Raw genomic sequence first — 25,569 nt, forward strand, 5'->3', positions numbered from 1 at the left:
CGTTGTTCAGTTTTCAAAGATCAATTTCTTTCGCTCACTGCCGTGTTACCGAAGCAGCGAGAAGTAATATACCATGTCGAAATTTGATTTGCAAGCTTTTTTTTAATTTCTTTTTTCGACATGTTTCTGAGAGCTATTAACCTGTCTTTGAACGACAGATTAGGAATATACCATGGTTCCCGATGGATTACAACCTCTAAATGGACTTTCACGCCAACGAAAAAAAGAACAACGCTGTATGTCTACAACATTGTTCTTCTCGTCTATAGCTATTTCAATAAAAGCGCCTGCCGTTCAATACCAACTTGTAAATACGGAAGAAGTCCCATAAGCCAAAGGAAATGCGGCTCCAACCATCAGGACAGGTCCCCACCAAGTGAAGAAGGAGATTCCCATACATAGGCTAATCAGAATCAACGCAGGCAGCACAAGAATAGGTGTCGATAATTGGAGAGCTTGATGCTTCTCTGTATCCTGGATAGGAAAAAGGGTTAAAAAGGGTGTCCTGAGCTCGTCTTTACAAAATGATTTTCTCCAAAATACCAACGCGCACGCGGCAATAATCCAGACCGTAATTTTCAGAGGCCCCGGCATGATAAACATAGCCGCACTAATCAGTGCAGCAAACTGTATCGTTTGCTTCCACTGCGTGCCATTTCTAAAGAAAGATTTTACTAACAAATCAGCGATCCCGTTGCCAGCGCCTTTCCCTTTAAACAAGCGTTGCGAATTTTTGAATAAAAGGGGACGCTTTCGCTTCGGTTTTCTTTTTCGCTCGGTAACACGAATTAACATGAAAGAAACAATCCGCATCCGGGAGTCGCGCTCTCTGGCGATATCTGCGAAGAAGGCTCCTTTTTCTTGCAAACGTATTTTACTCAAGAACACAGCCAGTACGAGTAGAAGCAGATGAACCGCCCAAATGTAAAGCGCGTTCTGACTGATCGCAGCAACCAGCTTTTGATGTACAAAGAAAAGCCCTGCAAAAGCAACGATCCGTAGTATCCAATGCAGAAAACCTTGCATTCGTAAGGCTGCCAATTGACGAAGCAAGCCTAAATTAATTTTTAGCAGATAGGTACTCAACCACAAGGAAATCAGCTGAGGCACACGAAAGCCATAGACCTGAACGAGCAAAGGAAGAAACACAAACATCAAAAGAAGCGTTGTAATCCCCTGCAGCACAAGAGAATATCGATGTCCGAGTCGCATGAGATGCTGAAACCACCGCCGGTTCTGCCGAAGGAATAGCTGATCGCCTTCCTCAACAAAGTATCGAATGGTCCCCAGCCAAGTAAACACATAGAATACCGTACCAACCATAAACAAAGATATCCAACTAAACCACGAAGGCTGAGTCGCCCACCAAGAGTAGTATTGATAACCAGCCACAATAATCAGCGGAATGACAAAATAGATCGCAATAACCCAATCCACGGCCATCCGCAACGCTTTATATTGAAAAAACCAATCCGAACGAACGCGACGCGCAAAAAGCTGAAAGCTGCTGTTCAAAGTACGGTCCTCCTTTCTAGAGTAGGGAATGGAAACAATCGAATAATGGCGCGTCCGGCATGCCGCATTGTTCTTGAATGTCCTTCAAGGACCCGTTAGCCACTAATCTCCCACCTGACAAAAGCACAAACGAGGTGCATATCCGTTCTGCCGTGTCCAGCACATGGGTACTCATCAAAATACCGGCGCCCCGCTTACGCTCCTCATCCAACATCCCTATGAAATCTTTGATCGCCTTCGGATCAAGTCCAATGAACGGCTCATCCACAATGTACACGTCCGGTTTATTCAAAAAGCCCAGGATCAGCATGATTTTCTGCTGCATCCCTTTGGAGAATTTGCCTGGCAATTGATGCTTCTCGTCCAACAACCGAAACCTGTGCAAGAGATCATCCGCGCGTTCCAGGAATACGGTTCGGTCCAGTTCATAAACGGAAGCAGCAAATTCCATATGCTCCCACAACGTCAACTCATCATACAAAATAGGATGCTCAGGTATATAAGCGTAGCTTTTTCGCTCACCCATAAAAGAAATTTTCCCTTTAAAATCCTTCAACAAACCCAGGATGCTCTTCATCGTCGTGCTTTTGCCGGCTCCATTGGGACCTAACAGACCTACAAGTTCACCTTGCCGAACCTCAAAATGAATGTTTTTGATAGTATCCGGAACCTCGTCATAACCAGCCTGATCAATATGTACTTCTAATACGGCTAACCGTTCTTCTGACATTACGATCACATTCCCTTCTACCCTCATCCTATATAACGCATCTTTGCATTTCTACCGCTTTTTTTCAAGCTATCAATCCCAGATGTATATAATTCTATGATTTGGTCAAATCTAGTATCTATTACTCTATCAATTCTTCTACTAACAAAAAGGAGGTGCTGCATATGAAAACTGACATGAAAAAGAGCGTCCTGCTCAATCGCTACCATTTTCTGATGTGGGCAAAAACAGGCGACATGATGTATCTGAAATTAATCGGAAACGCCCTGTCTCATTAATCGAACTCATACCTAACAGCTGAAGCCGTCAAGGGACTTGTCCCTTCGGCTTTTTGTATTTACAGGTCTTATTCCTCTCTCCCTATCATAAGATGTTAAGTGAATCACTGAACCATCCTTACGCGAGGGGGTGTGGATCATGTCCGGGCAGAACGAGCATGGATCGGCTTATTTTGAAAAAATGCTGAATATCATTGATGTCGGTGTTCATCTCATTGACCGTGAGGGAATTACTATTTTCTATAATGATAAAATGGCGGAAACGGATGGGCTGAAGCGTGAGCAGGTTGTCGGGAAAAATTTTTTTGAGCTGTTCCCTTCTCTAACCAATGAAACAAGCACCTTCATGAAGGTTTTGCAGACCGGTATCGAAATTCGCGAGAAAATCCAAACGTACGTCAGCGTCACTGGCAAAAGAATCACCACAATCAACAGCACGTACCCGCTCCTGGAAAATGGAGACATCATCGGCGCTCTGGAAGTGGCCAAAGATATTACAAGCATCGTGCATCTCCACGATCAAATTCTGGACCTTCGGCATCAAATTTACGAGTCCCCCTCCAAAGATAAGAAGCACACAAGCTCCGCCCGCTACCATTTCAGCGATTTAATCGGCAATAATGAAAATTTCCTTCGTACGATTTCTTTTGCCAAAAAAGCATCGCGTACAAGCTCGCCGGTTCTAATATGCGGCCCAACCGGCACGGGCAAAGAATTAGTAGCCCAGAGCATCCATAATGCCGGGGCCCGCAGAAGCCGTCTTTTTATCGCGCAAAATTGCGCAGCGGTACCCAACGAGCTCATGGAAGGCATCATGTTTGGAACGGCAAGGGGCGCCTTTACCGGGGCCATTGATCGTGCCGGCTTATTTGAGCAGGCGAATGGCGGAACGCTTTTTCTGGATGAACTGAACAGCTTGGATTTAATTCTGCAGGCCAAACTGCTGCGCGTGCTGCAGGACGGGCTTGTTCGCCGGGTTGGAGGCACACAGGAGCAGCAGGTGGATGTCCGCATCATTACCGCCATGAATATGGATCCAAAAGAGGCGCTGGATAAGGGGCTTTTGCGCAGCGATCTTTTTTACAGGCTGAATGTCGTGAATCTGACGCTTCCTCCGCTCGCTGGGCGCAAAGAGGATATTCCGATTTTGACGAACCATTTTATCGATACCTTTAATGACTTGTTTGGTATGAAAATTACGGGGATAGCGCCGGCGGCCATGCAGCGTTTGCTCGACTATCACTGGCCGGGAAATATTCGCGAACTGAGCCATGCAATCGAATCGACCTACAATATGATGGAGCTGGAATGCGAAATTATTGAAGAGGAGCACCTCCCCGCTTCGATCATGGGGATACACCCACTGCGATATGAAAAGCATGAAGCAGCAATCTCAACCGGCTTAACCGATAAAGTGAAACAGCTGGAAAAAGAAGCGATTGTGAACGCGCTCACCCTCCATCAGTACAATATCACTCTCACCGCTCAAGCTCTCGGCATCAAGCGTCAAGCCCTGCAATATAAACTGAATCGCTACGGTATCGTAAGAAAACCTTAGTCTGTGAGACTCCGCAAGGAGTCTTTTTTGCGTTTTCAAGTGTCAGGAGGAAATGTTGGCATGCTTTTTGCATCTTCTATTACTGAGCAAACATCATTACTGGAGGTGCCAAGATGGAACGACGTCACTGGAAGCAAGTTGCGCTATGGAAAAACGTCACGGATGAGCAATGGAATGATTGGCTTTGGCAGCTGACACATACCATTCGTTCCTTGGATGATTTGAAAAAAGTAGTGAATCTGACCCCTGAAGAAGAAGAGGGCGTTCGCATCTCGACGCAAACGATCCCTTTGAATATTACCCCCTACTATGCATCTCTGATGAATCCTGATGATCCGAGATGCCCGATTCGTATGCAATCCGTCCCTGTTTCCGCTGAATTGCTAAAAACAAAATATGATCTGGAGGACCCTCTGCACGAGGATGAAGATTCTCCTACGCCTGGTTTAACGCATCGTTATCCGGATCGGGTGCTTTTCCTGGTTACCAATCAATGTTCCATGTACTGCCGTTACTGTACGCGCCGCCGTTTCTCCGGTCAAGTGGGTATGGGTGTTCCCAAAAAACAATTAGATGATGCCATTGCGTACATTCGGAATACGCCTGAGGTGCGCGACGTTCTCCTGTCCGGCGGGGATGGGCTGCTGATTAATGACAATATTTTGGAGTATATACTGAAAAATTTGCGGGCAATCCCCCACGTTGAAATTATCCGGATCGGTACGAGGGCACCGGTTGTTTTTCCGCAGCGGATTACGGAGCATTTGTGCACCATCATCAAAAAATATCATCCCGTCTGGCTCAATACGCATTTCAACCACCCTTTGGAAATGACGGAAGAAGCGAAAAAATCATGCGCCATGCTCGCCGATGCGGGTGTTCCGCTTGGCAATCAGTCTGTGATTCTAGCGGGCATCAACGACAGTACTTACATTATGAAAAAGCTCATGCATGACCTTGTCAAAATGCGTGTGCGCCCTTATTACATTTATCAATGTGATTTGTCCGAAGGCATCGGCCATTTCCGGGCTCCGGTGTCCAAGGGCCTCGAAATTATTGAAGCGCTGCGCGGGCATACGTCTGGTTATGCTGTGCCGACCTTTGTTGTTGACGCACCCGGAGGCGGAGGAAAAATCGCGCTCCAGCCGAACTATTTAATCTCGCAGAGCCAAGATAAAGTGATTTTGCGTAACTACGAAGGCGTCATCGTCGGGTACCCAGAGCCCAAAAATTATGTGCCTGGCCGGGCGGATGAATATTTCAACGAAATCTACGGTGTGGAGAAGCAGCCTGAAAGCACAGGGATTATCGCGCTGATGAAAGATGAAAAATTCAACTTGGTGCCAGAAAATTTGCGCCGAATTGGCAGAAGAAAAGCCTACTCGGAAGCGCCTGAGCATGCCTCTTTGAAGGACCGGCGTACCAAGCGGGATGAAATGAAGGATAAGCTGATGAAGGCGCAGCAGAAGGAGAGTAAAGCTGGCGCTGCGGAAGGCAGCCCGTCCTCGGAAGGGCCTGGCGAGGGTACGGAGTCTAGTGCGGAGAGCTGAGGGCGGAGAGCTGAGCTGAAAGCGAGTGCGGTGCGTGAGGGGCGGAGTGCGAGGGGCGAAAGGCCACGGGCAAGTACGAGAGGCAGAGAGTGAGGCCACGGGCGGAAGGGCGAGGAACTGAGGGCAGAGTGCGAGGTCACGGGCGGAAAGCCAAGGGCGGAAGGGAATTACAGGGCGCTATTCTGCGGGAAAGCGGCCATATGACGCGACGGAGGGAACTACGGGACGCTATTTTGCCATTGCCTGCTCAAATGCAAGCATTTGCGGCCAAATAAAGGCCTGTAGTTCCTCTCAGGTCCAGAATTCGGCGGATCGCGCTCGAATAGAGCCCTGGGGTTCCCCTGCATGCGCAAGAGTTGCTGCATTGCGCCAGAATAAACAAAGAAGGGGATGCCCTCGGGCTCCCCTTCAACATTTATGGCGACGGACAGGCCAGCGGAGCAGCCCACGCCTACTTTTTAAAACAGACCAGCTTCAGCTCCGTCAGCTCCTCCACGGCGTATTTCACGCCTTCGCGTCCTGTGCCGCTCTCCTTGACGCCGCCGTACGGCATGTGGTCCACGCGGAAGGTGGGAATGTCATTAATCATGACGCCCCCCACCTCTAACGCTTCGGCAGCGGCGAACGCTGTACGGATATTTTGCGTGTAGATGCCTGCTTGCAGGCCGTACCGGGAGTCGTTCACCAGTCCAATCCCCTCCTCGACGGAGACGATCTTATTGATCATCACGACAGGAGCAAACGCCTCCCGGCAGGAGATGCTGCTAGCCGCAGCAACATGAAGCAGGACCGTCGGATGCACGACATTCCCCTTCTTCTTATTGCCGGTTGCGACAACAGCGCCGGCGCGCTCAGCATCTGCGATCCATTCCAACGCCCGCAAAGCGTCACGCGGAGCGATGACAGCTGACACATCCGTCTGGGGATCAAGCGGGTCTCCTAATCGAAGCATCTCCGTCTGCTTGACGAACTTTCCGACAAATTCGTCAAACAGCCCCTCATGCACGTAAATCCGTTGAATGGAAATGCATACCTGGCCTGCATAGGAGAAAGCCCCCGTGACGGCCCGCGCGATCATGCTGTCCACATCCGTTCCTTGATCCACAATGAGCGCAGAGTTGGAGCCTAATTCTAGGATTACTTTCTTCAGACCCGCCTTACTCCGTATGGCAATCCCGACCTCCGGGCTTCCCGTGAAGGTGACCGCCTTCACTCTTGCATCCGTCACCAGGATGTCGCCGATGGCGCCCCCGCTGCCGGTTACAACGTTCAGCGCCCCTGCGGGAAGCCCCGCCTGCTGCAAGAGCTCCGCCAAAAACAACGCAGACAGCGGCGTTTGTCCTGCTGGTTTCAAAACGATCGTGTTGCCCGCAGCGAGCGCAGGACCCACCTTATGCGCAACCAAATTCATCGGAAAGTTAAAAGGTGTTATCGCCGCAATAACCCCCAACGGTTGGCGAATCGTATACGCTACGCGATCCTCCCCGCCAGGCGCTGCATCCATCGGAATCGTTTCGCCGTGAATCCGCTTCGCCTCTTCAGCAGCGAACTTGTACGTTGCGATGGTCCGCTCCACTTCAAGCCTTGCCGTCTTCAGCGGCTTCGCTGCTTCAAGGGCGATAATCCGAGAGCACTCATCCGCATTATCGCGAATCAAGACAGCGAGCCGCTCTAATATTGCGGCGCGTTCATGTGCCGGCATACGCGCCATCAAAGGTCTGGCCCGTTCAGCCGCCTCCAGTGCGTGCTGCACCTCAGCCGCTCCTGCGTAGGCAATTTCGGCAATTTGTTCGCCGCTGTATGGCGAGAATAAGGGCCGATATTCGCCGGCTTCTACCCACCGGCCCTCAATGAATAAATGCTTTTTCATGCTGTTTCCCCTTTTCTAACCGCCGCAAGCCCTGAACGCCGCCTCCAGCACATCAAGGCTCTCAGCGAGCTGTTCGTCTGTGATCACTAGCGGGCATAGGATACGAATCACATTTCCGTAAATGCCTGCGCTCATAATGATGACCCCATGCTGATGCGCCTCCTGCAAAATCCGGGCCGTCAACTCCTTATCCGGCGCTCGGCTCACAGGATTTTGAACAATCTCAATAGCACTCATGGCACCCAATGTGCGCACATCCCCGATGAAGCCGAGTTCCTGCTGCAGCCGACCAAAACGCTCCATGACGGCTGCACCGATCGTGGCAGCCCGTTCAAGCAGCCGCTCAGCCTCCAACATCTCAATGACTTGCAGCGCTGCAGCACAACCAAGCGGACTGCCGCCATACGTACCCCCGATTTCTCCGACCCCCGGGGCATCCATGATTTCTGCTCTGCCGGTCACGGCGCTGATCGGAAGACCTGCTGCAATCGATTTGGACATCGTCATGATATCCGGTATAACTCCGTGGTGCTCCATCGCAAACATTTTACCCGTACGCCCGAAACCTGTCTGAACTTCATCAGCGATAAGCAAAATCCCATATTTCTGGCATACGGCTTTGACGCCTTGAATGAAACGCGTGGAAGGGATGACAAAACCCCCTTCGCCTTGGACCGGCTCCAGAATCACGGCAGCGACGTCCTCGCCCGGAACCTCCGACAAGAAAAAATCATCAAACTTCTGCAAGATGTAAGCATCGAGCTCATCTGCAGACATGCCGTTAGGGGCACGGTAATAGTAGGGGTAAGGCATTTTATAGGTGTCGGGCGCAAAAGGGCCGAAGCCATTTTTATAAGGCTTCACTTTACTCGTGAGCGACATCGCCATGTAAGTTCTCCCGTGAAAGCCGCGCTCAAAGGAAATAATCGCTTTACGGCCCGTAAACTTGCGGGCGATTTTCACGGCATTCTCGACAGCCTCCGCTCCGCTGTTCAAAAAAAACGTTTTTTTCGCATGATCACCTGGCGTCAATTCGTTTAATTTCTCAGCAAGAGCGACATAGGGCTCATACATCATCACATGAAAGCACGGATGCAAATAATTGTCCAGCTGCGCCTTCAGAGCTTCCACCACTTGAGGCGGACAGTGGCCGACATTCAAAGAGCCGATTGCTCCAGCCAAGTCGATAAAGGTATTCCCGTCGACATCCGTAAGCAAGGCTCCTTCCCCTTTTGCCGCAAAAGTAGGCACGGTATTGAACGGCCCCCGTGGGATGCTCGCCATACGCCGCTCCAGCAGCCTCTGAGCTTCCGGTCCCGGCAGAGAGGTCTTCATGTCAATGTACTTGCTCCTTCTCTCCTTCACATCCATCCCCTATGCCTCCATTCTGTCAAAACCGCACCAGTCGATCAAGGTTAGCGCGATAATCTCAGCAGCCTTGAACACATCCTCCAGCACGATATGCTCGTTCGGGTAATGCGCCACTTCCGTAATCCCTGGGCCAAAAACAATGCAAGGCGTATCGCCCAGCTGCGTGAGCAAGCCGCCATCCGTGCCCCAAGGCGATGCTTCGATGATGGGCTCCTCCTGCTTAACCGCGCGAAACTGCTGCATAAGCACTTGCATCAAAGGATGCTCCGGGTCAACGCTGCCCGGCACCCATTGCGCCCCATACCACTCCAGTTCTGGCGGATGCTCGGCAAACCAAGGATCAACTTCCTGTAATCGCTCCAACCACCTCAGCATTTCCTCCTTGGCATCTTGCAGCATCTCCTCAGGGGCTACCCCCATGCGCCCCTCCAGTTTTACGGTATCTGGGACAGACGAAGGCCAATTCCCGCCTTGAATTACGCCCAGATTTATAGGAATCGGAATCGGGTTGTTAGCGTACAACGGATCTGTGATCCGTGAATTCCTCTCCCTCTCCAGCTCCAAGATATGCTGAATGACTTTTACGCTTTTCTCGATCGCGCTCACGCCTTCATACCTTGTTCCGCCATGCGCCGAACGCCCTTTCACTTCAATGCGGAACCACATCGAGCCTTGCTGTTTGGGAAAAATGCGGAAATTCGTAGGTTCCGGAATCAGAGCCGCATCGGCCCGGTAACCTCTTAGAATAGCCGCCAGCGTCCCGGCCCCGCCGCTTTCTTCCTCCACAACGCTTTGAAAAATAACGTCGCCTTTCAATTTCAGCCCCACACCCTGAATAGCCCCGAGGGCTAGCAATAGCGCTGTATTTCCGCCTTTCATATCCGTTGATCCACGTCCATACAGCTTGCCGTCAACCACTTCGCCGCTGTAAGGATCGTGCGTCCACTGATTCCGCTGGCCTTCCGGCACAACGTCTACGTGGCCGTTCAGCAGGATGGAACGTCCGCCTCCTGTCCCCTTCATAACCCCCACAACATTGGGACTGCCTGCAAAACGGCTCCGTGGCGAACAAAAATACGGATGATCCGCAAGCTCCTCTCCGTCCGGCTCCCATATATCCACATCCATTCTCATGCTCCGCAGCTGATCGGCAACGAGCAGTTGAACTTCCTTCTCGTTGCCTTGTGTGCTTGCAATTCGAACCATTTGCTGCAGCAGTGCGGTCCCTGCGTCACGATGAAGCGTAATCCACGCATGAATTCGCTCCGGCAGTTCAGCCTTCGGATTCGGCATCTGATTCGGCAATGGAATCCCCTCCTTCTGGTTCGCTTACCACTATGGAATATAGGTAATCTGCTCAGGAATGATCAAAGCCGCTTCGGTATGGCGAACGACGTCATCAACCGTATAAGGAGACATAATCTCCTTCAAAAGCAACCCATTTTCCGCCACTTCCATCACGGCCATTTCCGTAATTATCAGCTTCACGCAAGCCCTGGCCGTCAGCGGCAATTCGCACTGCTTCTTCACTTTGGACTCTCCCTGCCGATTGACATGGTTCATGAGCACGATGACTTTTTTTGCTTTCTGCGCAAGTTCCATCGCCCCGCCGATGCCGGCAACCCGCTTCCCTGGCACGATCCAATTCGCCAAATCGCCCCGTTCGCTAACCTCCAGCGCTCCAAGGATCGTAATATCAATGCAGCCCCTGCGGATCATGGCAAAAGCAATGGAGCTGTCACAGTAGGAGGCTCCGTCGACAATCGTGACCGGATACCCGCCCGCGTTGCAGAGGAACGCATCTTCCTCCCCCGGGTTCGGGGCTCCGCCAGCATACAAGATGCCGTTTTCCGCATGAAAAACGATCTGCACACCCTCCGGCACGTAATCCGCAACCTGGGTAGGGATGCCAATGCCTAAATTGACGGCCATGCCGTTCTTTAATTCCTGAGCGGCCCGTCTCGCTATTCGGTCACGGTTTTCTTTTCCCATACCCATTGCCAGTTCACTCCTTTGCTGAGGATGACCATGTCGACAAAAATGCCCGGGGTAACAATGCTTTCAGGGTCAAGCGCGCCAAGAGGCACAATTTCATCCACCTCGGCAATGGTAAATGTCCCAGCCATCGCCACGAGCGGATTATAATTTCTGCCGCTTTTATCATAAACAAGATTGCCGTAGGGGTCCGCCTTCAAAGCATGAACAATCGCCACATCGGCCGTCAAAGCCGGCTCCACCAAATACGTTCGCTCGTCGATCGAAACCGTCTCCCTGCCTTCTCCCATCATCGTCCCGACGCCGACGTCCACCAGAATGCCTCCGAGGCCGACGCCGCCTGCCCGGATCTTCTCCGACAGCGTACCTTGCGGGTAAAAAACGACCTCCATGGTGCCATCTTCCATCATTTGACCAGCGTTAGGATTGGAGCCGATATGGGAAGCAATCACCTTTTTCACCCGTCCGGCGGTCACTAAACGGCCAATGCCGATATGAGGAAAACCAGTATCGTTGCCGATAATCGTTAAGTCTTTGACCCCTTTGCTTAAAATGCCATCGATCAGCGTCGGTGGTGTACCGATACCGCCAAACCCGCCGTACATCAGCGTACATCCGTCGTCAATCGCATGAAGCGCTTCTTCCAAGCTTTTCACTTTGCTCAGCTCAGATTTCTCCATCTTTGCCACCTCCCGCCGACTCCCTGGACAACTCATCCGCAACTTCCCGAATCGCTTCCTCCAAAAGCTGTACGAGTTGATCAACTTCCGCTTCCGTAATGACCAGAGGCGGCGCCACAATAATAGCGTCCCCAGAACCATCCACTGCGCCGGCTGCGGGATAAACGAGCAAGCCTTTCTGAAAGGCTTTATCTATGATTCGGGAAGTGATGCCCGCTGCAGGTGGAAACATCGTTTTATCGTCTCGATCCCGCACGAACTCCAGTCCCAAAAGAAGACCTCTCCCCCTAACATCGCCAATGATCTCGATGCCATCCGCCATTTGACGGAGCTTATCTAGCAGATATGCTCCCATGCTTCGCGCTGACTGAGCCAGTTGATGCTTCAGGGCGTAGTCCAGCACCGCTAGCGAAATGGCGGCCGACAGTGGGTTGGCACTGTACGTATGGCCGGCCATTATGCTCTTGGAGCCTTGCAGAATAGGCCCCATCACATGATCTTTAACCAGCGTTGCAGCCATCGGTGTGTAACCGGCGCTCAAGCCTTTCCCCAGCGCGATCAGATCGGGCTCAACGCCTTCGTGCTGCATGCCGAACATTTCGCCCGTACGAGCAATGCCGGTCATCACTTCGTCGGCGATAAATAAGATCTCATAGCGCTCACAAATCTCTTTGATTTTTTTAAAATAACCCGCAGGCGGTACAATCGCCCCTCCGGCAGCCCCTACGATCGGCTCCGCAATGAAGGCGGCGATATGCTCGGCGCCGATTCGTTTAATCGCTGTTTCCAGATCGCTTGCGCACGCCAGCTGGCAGGAAGCTTCGTTCAATGGACACCGGTAGCAAAAAGCAGGAGCAACCACCGGGAAATCCTCTAAGAGCGGTGTAAACCGCCTTCGTCTAAGTACGTGGCCGGACATCGAAAGCGCGCCCATGGTGATGCCGTGATAGCTCATTCTGCGGGATATCACTTTGTTTTTCCCGAATCGGCCCTTCTCCTGCCAATGCTGAATGGCAATCTTCATCGCCGTCTCCGTCGCTTCGGAGCCGCTGTTCACGAAGAAGGCCCAATAGTCGCCCCCTGGCGCCAAATCGCTCAGCTTCTTCGCCAGTTTCTCTGCCGGTTCACTCGTGAACTGTGAACGGTACACAAAAGATACCTTACTCGCCTGCTCCATCATGGCATCGATTATGTCTTGCACGCCGTGCCCGATGCCGGCCGTCACGGCCCCTGATGAGGCATCCAGATACGCCTTGCCCTGCTCGTCGTAGAGGAACACCCCTTTGCCATATTGAATCGTGGGATAAGGATGATCCAGAACCGGCTTGATTAAATGCTCCCGCCCCATAAGGCACCCCCGTTAATCAGCCATCACTATCGTTGTTGATTTTATTTCAAGAACATATTTTTGACCCGAGGAGCTTTCATTAAATCTTCATAGTGAAAGGAGCTTCCGAGCGCAGAAACATCATGCCAATACAGCATCTCTTCGATCAGCTGGGCAGTGCCTTCCAGCACATATGTTCGGCAGTTCGCGCACTCGATCGCGGGTACGTTCAAAATCTGTACAGCCATCCTCCCGTCCGGCATGATCCAGTAGCAATCTTTTACCCCTTCACGGACATCTTCCGTTTCACACCACATGCACTGCATAAGCGCTCATCCTCCTTCATGAGATATGGTTTGAGTTACTGCTGCTACTGCCTAATAACGAAGCAAAATACATGCCAACTTTGGACCGAAACCCGCAACTATTGCAAGGCTAATCTAACGGATCGAAGCATATAACCATGGTAAGAAGAAGGAGGGGACTGCCAGATGCCTAATCAAATGCCAAATGATCGGCCAACATCCCGTTTGGAAGTTGAAAGCGGCAGTGATTATACGGTAAGCTTTTACCTCGATTTCATGAACAAAAGACTGCGGGTAGACGACTATCAAGGCAATGTCGATGCCATCTACGAACGAATAGCCGACACAGCCAAAAGCCATGCGCTGACCAAGGTTTTTATCAAATCGCGAGCGCAGGATTGGCAGATCTTCTTAGGAAAAGGCTGCATGCTGGAGGGCATTTACAAAGGATATTTTCATGGCATGGACGCTTACTGCATGGCGTTTTATTACGATTTGGGGCGGCGGAGCAGCGATTATTGGATGGAGGAGGATTGCATTTTGCATCAAGTGCTAGCGCTTTCTCGTAAGCCTGCAAGGCCCGTCATACCGGAACCTTTTAGCCTGCGTTTAGCCTTGCTCAAGGATGCGGAGCAGCTGTCGCAGTTGTACAGCCAGATTTTCCAGACCTACCCGACACCTATGAACGATCCGCTCTATGTTGCAAAAACGATGCAGGCGGGGACGATTTATTATCTCGTCGAATCGCAAAATGAGCTGATTAGCGCCGCTTCCGCTGAAATCAATGCGACATATGCCAATGCAGAAATGACCGATTGCGCCACTCTGCCGGCATTCCGCAACAAAGGGCTCATGAGGCTCTTGATGCATGCTTTGGAGGATGAATTGATCGCTCGCCAGATTACCTGCGCCTACTCGTTGTCCAGAGCTCTTTCCTTCGGCATGAATGCCGTTTTCCATCAAATGGGCTATGGATATTACGGCAGGCTGACGAAAAACTGCGATATCTACGATAAATATGAGGATATGAATTTATGGGCCAAAACCTTAATCAAGCCATAACCCTTTAGGTTAACTATATGCGTTTCCTTCTCAAGGAAGAAGAAATGCCGAGCTCTTCCCGATATTTCGTCACCGTGCGTCGCGAGATCTGGATGCCTTCCTGTTTCAGAAGCACGGTCAGCTTTTGGTCCGAGTATGGCTTAGCAGGGTTCTCGCCACGAATCCACTCCTTTAATCTGGCTTTGACACGCTCGGAGGACGCTGCCTCTCCGCAGTCTTTGGGCAAGCTTGACGGAAAAAAGTGCTTGAGCTCGAAGATGCCCCGAGGCGTTTGAGCATATTTGCCGGCTGTTGCGCGGCTGACTGTCGATTCATGCATGCCGAGCTTATCGGCAATGTGTTTCAAGGTCATCGGCTTGAGATTGGCCGTCCCCTTCCAAAAAAACTCGCTTTGCTCCTCGGCGATGGCCTGAGCCACACGAAAAATCGTCTTGCGGCGCTGCTCCAGGCACCTTAAGAAAAACATCGCCGATTGGAACTTTCCGGTTAAAAAGCGAGAGGCTTCGTTCGCATCTTTTCCCTCCTTCACAAGTCGCTCATAATAACCATTCATCGATAGACGGGGCAGCGCTGCCTGATGCGTGAACACGACAAGCCTCTCGCCTGACTTTTCAATAATCACCTCCGGTAGGATATAGTGAATGGCTTCCGTATGAAAGGCAGCCCCTGGCCTGGGATTCAGGCCTTTGATGACGGCCACGGCTGCCTGAATTTCTTGCGGCGAAGCTTGCAGATGCTGCGATAGTTTATGAATGTGATAATCAGCAACATCCTTCAAATGATTGCGAATGAGTATGGCGACGAGCGGAAAGCTTTCCGCCAAAGACCTTACCTGCAAAAGCAGGCACTCGCGCAAATTCCTCGCCCCCACACCGGCAGGCTCAAAACTTTGCAGAATCGTAAGGGCTTGCTCCACCAGCTCACGCTCCATTTTCAAAACATCCGAAATTTCACTGATCGAAGCGGTCAGATAGCCATTGCCATCCACATTTCCAATCATAAAAATGACAATGCGGCGCACGGCTTGCGGCACTTTTTTCATGAAGAATAACTGCTCCTTCAAATGCCTTTCCAGCGACACCTCATTCGAGGCTGCATGGTGCAGCGGATCGTAAGGAGTTTCGCCATCCCTCGTGCGGGTAGGACGAGCGGGAGTATCGACTGTCCGCTCATTAGCGGAGGTGAACTCCAATACCGGATTCTCATGCATCTCCTGCTGAACAACCTCCAGCAATTCAGGTAGCGAGAGCTGCAGAATCGATATGGCTTTGCGCAGCTGCGGCGTGAGCCGCATTTTCGCCGACTGTTGTTGAAACATTCCGTATCCTGGGCGCATGAACATCATTCCTTTAGGTTGTTGCTATAGTGTATTCACGTGAGGACGAACGTTTGCCAATCTGTCTGTAAACAGCAAAAAAGCCCATAAAGAGACCATCTTGCGGGCTTTAATCTAGTAAATTTTCATAGAATACGTATAGAAAAATATAAATTTGACGAGTCTAGTAGCTATAACTCTATTAACTTTTTTGAGGAGGAGCTATGATGTTTCTAAGAATTTTGTTTACGACTCTGACAATTCCTTTGTTAGTAAGTTTATGGCTTACTGGTAAAGCCTATTCCTATCCAAGCAGCGACGAGTTCACGGATCTACCGCAATCTTACAGTCTTGTAGCAAATACCTCATCTGCTGTTGTTCCAGAAACCACTACCACCGCTACCGTGCCGCCAACAACGCAGTATCAGGTTAACCGGGGAGATACCTTGTTCAAAATCGCTCGTGACTTTGAAGTGGATGTGAACGACCTGATGGCAGCCAACGGAATTAGTGATCCGCGCGGGCTGACCATTGGACAAACCCTGAATGTTCCTTCAAGTGGAACAGGGGCTGTCACGAAAACACAACCAAAAATCATTAAAAAAGTAATCAACACCACATTGACAGCCTATACAGCGGGTTTCGAATCGACCGGTAAAAAAGCTTCCCATCCCATGTACGGCATTACCTTCAGCGGGTTAAAAGCCAAAGAGGGACGGACGATCGCCGTCGATCCAGCCGTCATTCCATTAGGCTCCACCGTATTCATTGAGGGGATCGGCATTCGCAAAGCTGAAGATATCGGCTCGGCGATTCGCGGTTCGAGAATTGATGTGTTCATGAACGATTTGAGTCAAGCGCAGGAATTCGGCGTGAAGAAAAACGTGAAAGTTTATGTGCTGAACCGGGAGAATATCTAGTTTGCTGGAGAGGCGAGCAATAAACCCCGACGGAGCTTACTCCGTCAGGGTTTTTATGCGTCTACGAAAACGATGCAAGCTTATGAAAGACAACGTTCATCTCACGCAGTCCCTCATGCAGCGCATCGATGGATACATCGCGAATGACGCAGGTTTCGTCCAAAGCGATGGAAGCAGCAATTCCCGCGGCTTGCCCCAACGCGTAGCAAGTAGGCTGCACACGCATGGACGACATCGCTACATGCGTAGCGGATATGGAACGGCCGGCGACAAGCAGATTGTCCACCTCTTCAGGCACCATGCAGCGATATGGAATGTCGTAGCCGCTGACTTTGCGCTCGTCGGTGGTCTTTTTGCCATCGGGGCTGTGGATGTCGATCTCGTAGTTCGTCTGGGCGACCACGTCTTGGAAGCGGCAGCCCTCCACCACATCCTGCTCCGTCAGTGTGTACAACCCCTGAATCTGGTTCGTTTCCCGCACGCCAACCTGATTGGCCACGTGGGAAAGCGCATAAGTCTCAAAACCATTCCGCTGCAAGTAATGCACGATGGAAAATACCTGTCTCAGCGCCTCCGTTTCCGCGTAGTTGATGTCCTTGATGTTCGCGCCGTTGCCTTTGACCCGCGTCATGTTCACCAAGAGCTGGCCGTCCTTGTTGCGTTCCCAGTAAAGATGGCGGCCCTGCGGCAGATCGGACACTTTTTCATAATAATAGCAGCCTTCCGGCAGAATCGGAGTTACGGTCTTGCCTGTGTTCTGCATCATAAACATCAGCGTCATCGGCTGAGTCAGCCCATCCCCGTCTCTTCCCGACGTGTGAGGCACCCCGGCATCCAAAGCGACTCTGGCATCCCCGGTGCAGTCTATGAATTGCTTAGCCTCAAAAGCTTTCAGCCCTTCGCGCGTAGACGCAATTACAGCTTCCAGGCGAGTTCCGTCCTTGACCGCCCCAACGAATTCGGTATGGTAGATGACCTCTACGCCTTCCTTTTTCATTTTCTCATTTAAATAATGCCTTAGCTCAAAAGGAGAATATTGCGGGGCAATGGACGTATCATGATGCTCCGGCAAATATTCGGCCAGCACATCGGCAATCATCTCACGGTAAATGCCCGTCACGTTCCCAATCGGCATAAAAATGCTCACATTCCCCAAGGTGCCCATACCGCCAAGCTGCCCTGATTTTTCAAGCAAAATGACTTTCTTGCCTCTTCTTGCCGCCGAAATAGCTGCTGCCGTTCCCGCAGGTCCTCCTCCGATAACAACGATATCAGCGCGATCATAAGTCTCTATCTGTCTTTGAAAATCATACGTTCGTTTGTCACTCATTTTCCGCCTTCGCTCCCTTCTATTTTGGCCCTTGTTTCAAAAAGTTTCTTGTGTTCTGCCATGCCAAAATCCGCAATCTGCCGCGGCACTATGACTTCATTATAGGGAGCGCTGAACCGTCTGGCTTTGTCAAAATGCATAGAAAATGTATCAAAACGTCTTTTTTATGAATGGCGTCTAATTTGACTTGGCGGGTATCCGAAGCGAAGCTTATACATCTTGGAAAAATGGTGAACGCTCGAAAATCCGCAGCTGTCCGCAATATCCTGAAGCGGAAGATCCGTGCCACGGAGCAGGTCGGTCGCGTAATCAAGACGCAGCTTGAGCAGAAATTGGTGAGGGGACACTCCGAATTGCGAGCGAAAATGCAAGGAGAAATAAGAGCGGGACATGAGCGCCTTATGTGCCATTTCCTCCACAGTCAGCGGTTCCGACAACCGGTACTGCATGTAGGCCGGCACCCAACTAAGCGATGTAGAGCGGCTATGCTCGGAGGTATCGCGAGTTGTGTATTCTTTTAACAATTCCAGAACAATCTCTGTGGCGTGGACTTGTGCTTGAAGAAGGTCGATTGCGTTTTTGCGGCCCCAATGCGCAATTGCTTGCTGCAGAGTGTCCAACATCCATTCGTGCCTCGAAAGTTTCAATAGATAAGGAATGGAGATATCCGCAAATTTTTTCAGACTTGGCTGCAGCGAAACTGTATCCGGGTTATAGCCGTGATCAATAGGCACAATCATTTCGGGGCGAGCTTCGATTAAGGAGGGGAACAGCTCCATGTGCAATGACATCAGAGTCAGCGGCGCTTCGGATTCCATCTGATGCACAATATCCGGCTGCACGAAGATGAACTGCCCCTGATTCACCTCATAGAGAGCCCCTTCTGCCTGAAGGCTAAAAGAACCTTCCTGCACGTAAAGCAGCATGTAGTCGGTGATAATTCTGGGCGGCGTTTTCCATTGTTGAAAATGCAACAGGTCCGCATAGCGAATGTACGGCTGCAGCTCTTGATTTAAAATCGATTCGGCGGACATGCGTATTCTCCGTTCTTCAAAGTTTTCCCGATGATTCTATTGTAAAAGAATAACATAGTGTTGCCTACTTCAACCGGTCCACGATAGACTAAAGTAGAGTAAAATCGAGGATCAAGGGGGATATCGATGTTATGCTGCAAACCGTGAAAGGGCTTATCCACGAAAAAGAAGCCGGAACGATTCTCGTCCACGAGCATGTTCTCGTTGGATTTGTCGAAGATGGCAAGTTAACGCCGAACGATTATGACCGCGATGAGGTCGTGGCCTCCATCTTGCCGCTCCTGCTGCAGTTGAAGGAGGCTGGCTGCTCAACCTTCGTAGATTGTGCGCCGGAGTATTTGGGGCGTGACCCCTATGTTTTAAAAGAGCTGTCTGCCCAGTCCGGCCTGCATCTTGTGACGAACACCGGCTTTTATAAGGCGCCTTATTTGCCGCCTTTCGTTTATCAAGCCACGGAGCGCGAGCTGTCCGATCTATGGATTCGCGAGGCGCAAAACGGCATTGCAGATAGCGGTGTCTACCCTGGCTATATCAAAATCGCTTTAAACGACGGAACGTCGATCAATGAGACGCAGCAAAAAATATTGCGGGCCGCTATTCGCACCTCCTTTGAAACCGGATTAGCGATTCAATGTCATACCATCGGCGGGGATACCGCCCTGCATGCGGGCGAAATCATGAGAGAAGCAAGCTTCGACCCGGAACGCTTCATCTGGGTGCATGCCCAAACCGGCAAGGATCTGACCGTCCATCAACGGTTGGCGGATGAGGGCATGTGGATTTCGATTGATTCCATTCTGCCAGGCACCTATGACAAGCATGTAGAACTGCTGCAGCAGCTCCGGAATCATGGCATAAGCAGCGAGCAAATCCTGCTTTCTCAAGACACAGGTTGGTACACGATTGGCGAGGAGAAAGGCGGTAATCTTCGGCCTTATCACCACTTGCTGACCGATTTCATCCCCTACGCGGCTCAGCAAGGTTTGGATATGAATTGGCTTACACAGTGCGTTACCCGGAATGCTTATCAGGCGATGCGTATTCGGAACTAGAATGCTCAAAAACCAGCAGCCCTTGCCTCGGGTTTGCTGGTTTTGTGTTAAGGGAGCATGAGTCCGCTATTTGAGCAGAATCCGTGTAATTCTCCGTTCCAAGAGAACTACAAGGTCTTATTTAGACGATCTGCTCGACTTTCAGCTGATATATCACCAATTAGCGCCCTACAGTTCCCTTCCAGTGATCCAATCTCTACTTTCAGCGCGAATAGTGCCCTGTAGTTCCGCTAACCCTGAAGTTCAGTTAAACCCTGCCTAATATGCCAAGATGAGAGGAGCAAGGAGCTCAAACCAAACCTACCCCAACACCCAAACATCCAAGCTCTCGAGATGAGCTTCGCCCTTCTCGGCAAACAGCTTGATACCCACGCTAGTCGCCGCAGGGTAAATACGATTCGTGACGGTTTTCACTCCGTCATTGGCGAAGAGCTCGACCGACGAGCGGTCGAGGAACAGATGCAGCCTCACGCGGCCGTCCGCCATCGGCGCTAACGGAGCTTCACTCACGCCCGCTTCGCCAACGCCGGAATGCGTGCGATCCACGCTGAGCTTGCGCTCAGCGGCAGAATAAACCACCTTCGTATACTCGGAACCGTCCTCGGAGCAGCGAAGCAGCAAGCCGAATTCCGCTGCGCCGCCGGCTTTAGCCACATCAAAAACGCCGATTAACTCAAGCGTATCGCCATGAACCCCTGGCAGCGCCAACTCCGTATCTGCGCCTATAGTCAGACCATTAACGCGTTGATGAGCCCCGCGCAAAGCCTGCAGCTCCGCCACGGGTTCCATCCGCAGCGTACCATCCGCGTTAAGCTTCAACTCGCGCGGCAAGGTAAAGGCGCCCATCCAGCCCCGCTCCTGCTCGGGCATCTTGGCACCCCAAATGTTCATCCAGCCTTGGAGGATGCGCCGGCCCTGCCCGTCCATGAACGTCTGCGGGGCGTAGAAGTCAAACCCGTAATCCAGCCGCTCCTTATAGCCATAGCTGAATTGACCGGTTTCATAGTTCAATTTGCCGGTTAGGTACATCGTCTTCGTCGTTCCCATATTCATCGGGGAAATAATCAGCGCATGATCGTCCCCGCTCCCTAACGGGAAGAGATCCGGACATTCCCACATATCCCCCATCGTTCCGTCGCTCTCCGCAGCTACTCCGAGGTAACCCCACTCCCGTAAATTCTCAGACGTATACAATTGCACTTTACCCAAGCCGTCTTTCCCATATCCGACCACCATGTACCAAGTCCCTGCATGCCGCCACACCTTCGGGTCCCGGAACCCGATACCGCCTTCCTCCGGAGCCCCCGCAATGACCGGGTTACCAGCCTCTTTTCGGAAGTTCAATCCGTCCGTGCTAGTCGCGAGACATTGCACCTCTACGGGGGTTCGCCCGTCAACATGCCCTGTATAAATTAACGTGAGATTACCGTTATCGTCCACAGCGCTGCCCGACCAGCAGCCATGGCCGTTATTTTCTCCTGTGTCATAAACTTCCGAAGGCGCTAACGCAATCGGGAGATGTTCCCAGTTTACCAAATCTTTACTTTTGGCGTGTCCCCAGTGCATGGGTCCCCATTTGGCCTCGTACGGATAATGCTGATAAAACGCATGGTACTCATCTTTATAAAAGATAAGGCCATTGGGATCATTCATCCAGCCTGCAGGAGGCATCAAATGATAGCTGAGCCTGTAACTATCTTCCTCAAGCCCATCCACTTTTTGCTTCAAAAATGCATTCGCTTGCTCCACTCGTTCCTCGTGCGCCTTATTTCGCTCTACCGCTTCCTGATCCATGTTTTCTCCTCCTGCCACGCATGTGCCAAATGTCTAACATTTCATTTCATCTCACAAATTCTCCATTACCCCCAAGCTAACCTTTATGTGTAAAACAAAAAACCGCCCCATCCAATTAAGGTAGGGCGGCCGCAGCCTGTCGCTGCCAAGCAAGCTTTTTATTTTGCACTCTTCACCAGCATATCCGTAATCAAATCCGCTTGTCCCAGAATGGAGATTGGATCGTAGTGCAGGAATGTTTTGTAGTCCAGCATATGGACTTTGTTATTTTTCACGGCAGGAAGTGTCTTCCAGATCGGGCTCTCTAGAATCTCTTTTACCTGTGCTTCTGTTGTGCCTTCGTTCATGCAGATAAAAATGTGATCGACATTCGCATACTGAGGCAGCATCTCCATGGAAAATTCAACAAGCTGCTTGCCGCTGTCAATCGCTTCTTTCTGAACGAAATCCGGCGCTTTCATCTTCAGCATATTATAGATGACTTCTCCGCCACGGCCATAGTTATCGCCAAGGAAGGAAATCTTTTTCTCCCGAACGTTGATGATAACGGCTGTTTCGCCCTCTTTCACCGCACCTTTGATTTTCTCACGGCTTTCTTTGGCCTTCTGCTCATACTTGGCGAGCCATTGTTCCGCTTCCTTCTGTCTACCGAAGGTATCGCCAAGCAGTTTCACTTCTTCTCTCACATTTTTATAAGCATTATAAGGAATAAAGACAGTTGGAGCGATTTTGGACAGCTTATCGTTGTTCTCTTCGGCAAAACCGTTAATCACGATGAGATCCGGGTTCATGGAAGCAACCTTCTCTACGGAGGCGGGCGAACCGATATCCTCCATTTTAGCCTCCTGATCCTTCAAAAATGGGCTTCCCATCCACCACTCCTTACTTGCGCCGATCGGATTCATGCCTAACGCCGCCAATGTGCCGTGATAGTAAGCAGCAACGACACGCTTAGGCTCTGTCGGAATGGTGACATCTCCTTTCGCCGTTTTGGCGACGATCGTCTTCGCTGCTGCCGGAGCTGCGGACGCCGCCGGGGCTGTTGTTGGCGCTGCTGTCGGCGCCGCCGTACTGCCGCATGCACTCAAAATATACAACATCGCAGTCACCCCTGCGGATAACCATGGTTTCATTGCTAACATAATAGGATCGACCTCTCCCTTTGATAATGAAAATTATTCTCAGTTAGATCATATCAATCAGCCTGGGAAGCCGTCCATACACATTCATGACGAGAATTGCCTACGATTGTGATGAGAGACGCTTAACAATTTCCTGTATTTGGAGCTCCAGCGATAAAGGGTCAAAACCGTAGAAGATCCCCCGGTCGACCTCGTACACCTGGTTTTTCCTGACAGCGGTGAACTTTTTCCAGTTGGGGTGCCTTTTAAACGATTCAGCAGCTTCCAGCCAATTAGACTCGTAGTTGATCAGAAAAACATGATCAGCATCGTACTCGCTTAACTTCTCAAGAGGAACCAGACGGTTTAATATCCGCTGATCAATAATCTGCTCCTGCACGATGCGCGGAGGGCGCAGCTGCAAACCTTGGTAAATCATCGGACCGCCCATGCTTCGCAGGTCGCCATAGACATAGATTTTACCTGAAACTACTTTCATGATGATAAAAGTGTCCTGCGGGTTCAACCTACGTGCCAGCTTCCGTCCAGCTTCAGCCATTTCACTGTCAAAAGCGTGCAGCCACGCCTCAGCCTCCTGCTGTTTGCCGACCACATCCGCGATAAAACGCAGCTGCTCACGCCAGTCCATTTTCTCTAAATCCACGACAGCGACTGGGCCCAGCTTGCGTACTTTATTCACATCCTGCTTATGAATATTGCAGAAAATCAGGTCTGGCTGCAGCTCTCCCAATGCCTGCGTGCTTTGCTCGTCCAAGCCTTCAATCAGCTTAAATTCGGCTTGACTGAGCAGGCTTTGATAATGTGCCGGCATCCACGGATCCAGAACGCCAATACGCGGCACAACGCCGAGCTTCAGCAAACTCGAAGTCATGCAGGAGTTCAGCGAGACATACTTCTTAGGCTGATGCACATAAGCGCTCGGCGATACTCCAACCAGCTGCTTGAATTTTCGGCTAAAATAATACTGGCTCTGAAAGCCCACCTCCTGGGCAACCTCATGTACGTTCGATTTGGAAAGCAAGAGCAGCTCACGCGATTTCTCAATACGCAGATGGAGCAGGTAGTCGATGAAGCTCATCCCCTTCTCCTTTTTGAACAATCTCGAGAAATGCTCCGGGCTCACGCCTAACTGCTCCGCTAATTGGTCACGCGTCAAATCGTTGCGATAATGTTGATGAATAAGCACTACGGCTTGCTCAATGACGTTCCCCGTTTCTGTGGGCCGCTCTTCCCCGATATTCCGGCAAATCATATCCATAATCGTATAAAACAGCAGCTGCCTCCGAAACATCTCCTGCGTTTCTCCGCTCAGCTGTACGGCATCGAGCTCTTTGGTTAGTTTTAACACGCGATAAGGGGTTTGCAGTTGAATCGGCTCTTGGAAGACCGCCGGCATCTTTCCTTGCCGGTACGCGCCTCGCTCTGCAGGCCGTTCGGCTTTCTTCAGCACCTCAAAAGCAATCCGATCGAGATGAAGATCACGGCCGCTCGTATTTACCACATGCATGCCGCTGCCGGAAGGGGCATAGATGACCAAGCCATAATGCAGCGCCACTTTCCTGCCGTTCATGAACAGCTCTCCTGTCCCCTCCCGAACAATGAGGAGCATATCAACGTCCGTTACGTTCCATTCCTTTTGGGCGTAAGGTTCGTAGGTCAAAAGCTGCGCGTCCAACACGACGAAAAGCGGAGTCTCCTGCGGCACAGCCGCTATTCTCACAGCATCGCTTTCGAGAGCTTCTGTCTTTTCAACCTGCAGCTTCCCTTGCTCCTTCAAAACCTGCCGGACATTCTCGGCTTCTTCGTCAGAAAGCTTGCCCAAATGCTTGACCACTTTGTGCCGGTTACGGCCCGCCTCATCTTTGTAGGTGCTGACGATTTTATAGTACGTATAGGGCTTGCCATTTCTCGTGAACTGGCTTTTCTTTAGAAACATGAAGCGTCCACCGCCTTAATTTGGTGACTACGTTGGGTACTTTCTTTTATTATAAAATACATTCGACAATTCGTGTCAAATTCCACCCGTTTACAACGTTACGAGGTTTCCTCATAATTGGGAGTGGGTTACCATTCATTTCCAAGGAGTGATACGATGTCAAAGAAAATCTTAATTCTTACCGGTGATGCTGCAGAGGTTTTAGAGGTATATTATCCGAAGATTGTATAGACTTTTTTTTACGGGATTAATTATTTTATTTATTATCATTGATTTGTAGTAATTAATCCCAAACTTTTCGGGAGTAATACACTAAAATAATAATATGGGCCTAGGGGTTCCTAAATTATAATGAGAAAATCCTCCGTTGGACTTTCTCATTTCTTTTTGCAAATTATTTTTTTAGGTCATGGAGGAAAATTTAAGTGCGAACATTTGAAGCACATGTTGATGAATCGGGAAATACAGGGTTAGACTTGTTCGGAGATATTAAACAACCTTTTTTTTGGACAGGGGTAATCGTAGTTGAGGAATCAGTAAAGTACCCCTATGAATTACAGCACCTTGCTGAATCCGTTGGAGAATATGAACCACATGGAAATAAACTGGGTATTGGGAAAATTGATCAGCTAGGAGATAAACTAATTGAGATAATTAGTAGTATTGATGCTCAATTTAATTTTACTAGGACAGAAAAAAAACACATTCAAACTATGAGGTTCGTGGATGCTATTTAGATAACGTCAATAACCCGGCAGTAGGTCAACTGCATTATCAGATTACAATGATGCGCAAAATGCTGGCT

The 25,569-nt window shown here is 50.5% G+C and carries 21 protein-coding genes; 6 read left to right on the plus strand and 15 right to left on the minus strand.

Features of this window, described 5'->3' with window-relative positions; translation table 11 throughout:
• Positions 1-294: 294 nt before the first annotated feature.
• Both AC3WTJ_RS34705 and AC3WTJ_RS34710 read right to left on the minus strand, forming a co-directional pair.
• Entirely contained in the window at positions 295-1,515 is a 1,221-nt protein-coding gene (locus tag AC3WTJ_RS34705; protein WP_492526041.1) for an ABC transporter permease, read from the minus strand.
• Between the two features lie 16 nt (positions 1,516-1,531).
• Positions 1,532-2,245 (minus strand): ABC transporter ATP-binding protein, encoded by a 714-nt coding sequence (locus tag AC3WTJ_RS34710; protein ID WP_157323800.1) that lies wholly within the window; start codon positions 2,243-2,245, stop codon positions 1,532-1,534.
• 417 nt (positions 2,246-2,662) lie between these two features.
• On the opposite strand from AC3WTJ_RS34710, the gene AC3WTJ_RS34715 reads away from it, so the two are divergent.
• Positions 2,663-4,081: a sigma-54 interaction domain-containing protein gene (locus AC3WTJ_RS34715; RefSeq protein ID WP_492526043.1), complete on the plus strand. Its 1,419-nt coding sequence runs from the start codon at positions 2,663-2,665 to the stop codon at positions 4,079-4,081.
• Positions 4,082-4,194: 113 nt separating this feature from the next.
• Complete coding sequence (gene kamA / locus AC3WTJ_RS34720) at positions 4,195-5,631, plus strand: lysine 2,3-aminomutase (RefSeq protein WP_492526045.1); 1,437 nt, start codon at positions 4,195-4,197, stop codon at positions 5,629-5,631.
• Between the two features lie 451 nt (positions 5,632-6,082).
• Here the strand turns inward: kamA and AC3WTJ_RS34725 are convergent, their stop codons facing one another.
• From AC3WTJ_RS34725 to AC3WTJ_RS34755, 7 genes are read right to left on the minus strand one after another with little or no spacing between them, the layout of a single operon-like run.
• Positions 6,083-7,501, minus strand: a complete 1,419-nt coding sequence (locus AC3WTJ_RS34725) for an aldehyde dehydrogenase family protein (protein WP_492526047.1) — start codon at positions 7,499-7,501, stop codon at positions 6,083-6,085.
• Between the two features lie 15 nt (positions 7,502-7,516).
• A complete protein-coding gene (gene gabT, locus AC3WTJ_RS34730; RefSeq protein ID WP_492526049.1) occupies positions 7,517-8,872 on the minus strand; it encodes a 4-aminobutyrate--2-oxoglutarate transaminase in 1,356 nt (451 codons plus the stop codon).
• Positions 8,873-8,875: 3 nt separating this feature from the next.
• Positions 8,876-10,165 carry a peptidase gene (locus AC3WTJ_RS34735; protein ID WP_492526173.1) on the minus strand — a complete coding sequence of 430 codons (1,290 nt, stop codon included), beginning with the start codon at positions 10,163-10,165 and terminating at the stop codon, positions 8,876-8,878.
• Between the two features lie 42 nt (positions 10,166-10,207).
• Positions 10,208-10,870, minus strand: a complete 663-nt coding sequence (locus AC3WTJ_RS34740; RefSeq protein WP_492526051.1) for a 3-oxoacid CoA-transferase subunit B — start codon at positions 10,868-10,870, stop codon at positions 10,208-10,210.
• Positions 10,837-11,547, minus strand: coding sequence for a CoA transferase subunit A (locus tag AC3WTJ_RS34745; protein WP_492526053.1), 711 nt, complete (start codon positions 11,545-11,547; stop codon positions 10,837-10,839). The genes AC3WTJ_RS34740 and AC3WTJ_RS34745 overlap by 34 nt, the downstream gene beginning before the upstream one ends.
• Positions 11,534-12,895: an aspartate aminotransferase family protein gene (locus AC3WTJ_RS34750; protein WP_492526055.1), complete on the minus strand. Its 1,362-nt coding sequence runs from the start codon at positions 12,893-12,895 to the stop codon at positions 11,534-11,536. Before AC3WTJ_RS34750 ends, AC3WTJ_RS34745 begins: the two co-directional genes overlap by 14 nt.
• Positions 12,896-12,936: 41 nt before the next feature.
• Positions 12,937-13,200 carry a YokU family protein gene (locus tag AC3WTJ_RS34755; RefSeq protein WP_492526057.1) on the minus strand — a complete coding sequence of 88 codons (264 nt, stop codon included), beginning with the start codon at positions 13,198-13,200 and terminating at the stop codon, positions 12,937-12,939.
• Positions 13,201-13,365: 165 nt separating this feature from the next.
• On the opposite strand from AC3WTJ_RS34755, the gene ablB reads away from it, so the two are divergent.
• On the plus strand, positions 13,366-14,241 hold the full coding sequence (ablB, locus tag AC3WTJ_RS34760; protein WP_492526059.1) for a putative beta-lysine N-acetyltransferase: 876 nt from the start codon (positions 13,366-13,368) through the stop codon (positions 14,239-14,241).
• Between the two features lie 13 nt (positions 14,242-14,254).
• Here ablB and rpoN read toward each other — a convergent pair whose 3' ends face one another.
• The gene (gene rpoN / locus AC3WTJ_RS34765) at positions 14,255-15,559 is read right to left on the minus strand and encodes an RNA polymerase factor sigma-54 (protein WP_492526061.1); all 1,305 of its coding nucleotides are present in this window, start codon (positions 15,557-15,559) and stop codon (positions 14,255-14,257) included.
• A 221-nt stretch (positions 15,560-15,780) separates the two neighbouring features.
• Here rpoN and AC3WTJ_RS34770 point away from each other — a divergent pair, with 221 nt between their 5' ends.
• Positions 15,781-16,476 (plus strand): 3D domain-containing protein, encoded by a 696-nt coding sequence (locus tag AC3WTJ_RS34770; protein ID WP_492526063.1) that lies wholly within the window; start codon positions 15,781-15,783, stop codon positions 16,474-16,476.
• 61 nt (positions 16,477-16,537) lie between these two features.
• On the opposite strand, the gene AC3WTJ_RS34775 is transcribed toward AC3WTJ_RS34770, so the two are convergent.
• Positions 16,538-17,806: an FAD-dependent oxidoreductase gene (locus AC3WTJ_RS34775; RefSeq protein WP_492526065.1), complete on the minus strand. Its 1,269-nt coding sequence runs from the start codon at positions 17,804-17,806 to the stop codon at positions 16,538-16,540.
• 164 nt (positions 17,807-17,970) lie between these two features.
• A complete protein-coding gene (locus AC3WTJ_RS34780; RefSeq protein ID WP_492526067.1) occupies positions 17,971-18,840 on the minus strand; it encodes a helix-turn-helix domain-containing protein in 870 nt (289 codons plus the stop codon).
• A 131-nt stretch (positions 18,841-18,971) separates the two neighbouring features.
• Between AC3WTJ_RS34780 and AC3WTJ_RS34785 the strand changes: the two genes are divergently transcribed.
• Positions 18,972-19,892: a phosphotriesterase family protein gene (locus AC3WTJ_RS34785; RefSeq protein WP_492526069.1), complete on the plus strand. Its 921-nt coding sequence runs from the start codon at positions 18,972-18,974 to the stop codon at positions 19,890-19,892.
• A 300-nt stretch (positions 19,893-20,192) separates the two neighbouring features.
• On the opposite strand, the gene AC3WTJ_RS34790 is transcribed toward AC3WTJ_RS34785, so the two are convergent.
• The 3 genes from AC3WTJ_RS34790 to AC3WTJ_RS34800 all read right to left on the minus strand — a co-directional run bounded on the left by AC3WTJ_RS34790 (position 20,193) and on the right by AC3WTJ_RS34800 (position 24,764).
• The gene (locus AC3WTJ_RS34790; protein ID WP_492526071.1) at positions 20,193-21,686 is read right to left on the minus strand and encodes a glycoside hydrolase family 32 protein; all 1,494 of its coding nucleotides are present in this window, start codon (positions 21,684-21,686) and stop codon (positions 20,193-20,195) included.
• 158 nt (positions 21,687-21,844) lie between these two features.
• Positions 21,845-22,828: an ABC transporter substrate-binding protein gene (locus tag AC3WTJ_RS34795; protein WP_492526073.1), complete on the minus strand. Its 984-nt coding sequence runs from the start codon at positions 22,826-22,828 to the stop codon at positions 21,845-21,847.
• Between the two features lie 100 nt (positions 22,829-22,928).
• Positions 22,929-24,764 (minus strand): helix-turn-helix domain-containing protein, encoded by a 1,836-nt coding sequence (locus AC3WTJ_RS34800; protein ID WP_492526075.1) that lies wholly within the window; start codon positions 24,762-24,764, stop codon positions 22,929-22,931.
• 425 nt (positions 24,765-25,189) lie between these two features.
• Here AC3WTJ_RS34800 and AC3WTJ_RS34805 point away from each other — a divergent pair, with 425 nt between their 5' ends.
• Positions 25,190-25,501, plus strand: a complete 312-nt coding sequence (locus AC3WTJ_RS34805) for a hypothetical protein (RefSeq protein WP_492526077.1) — start codon at positions 25,190-25,192, stop codon at positions 25,499-25,501.
• The last annotated feature ends 68 nt before the right edge of the window (positions 25,502-25,569 follow it).

The sequence above is a fragment of the Paenibacillus sp. FW101-FHT12H11 genome, from assembly GCF_058790355.1.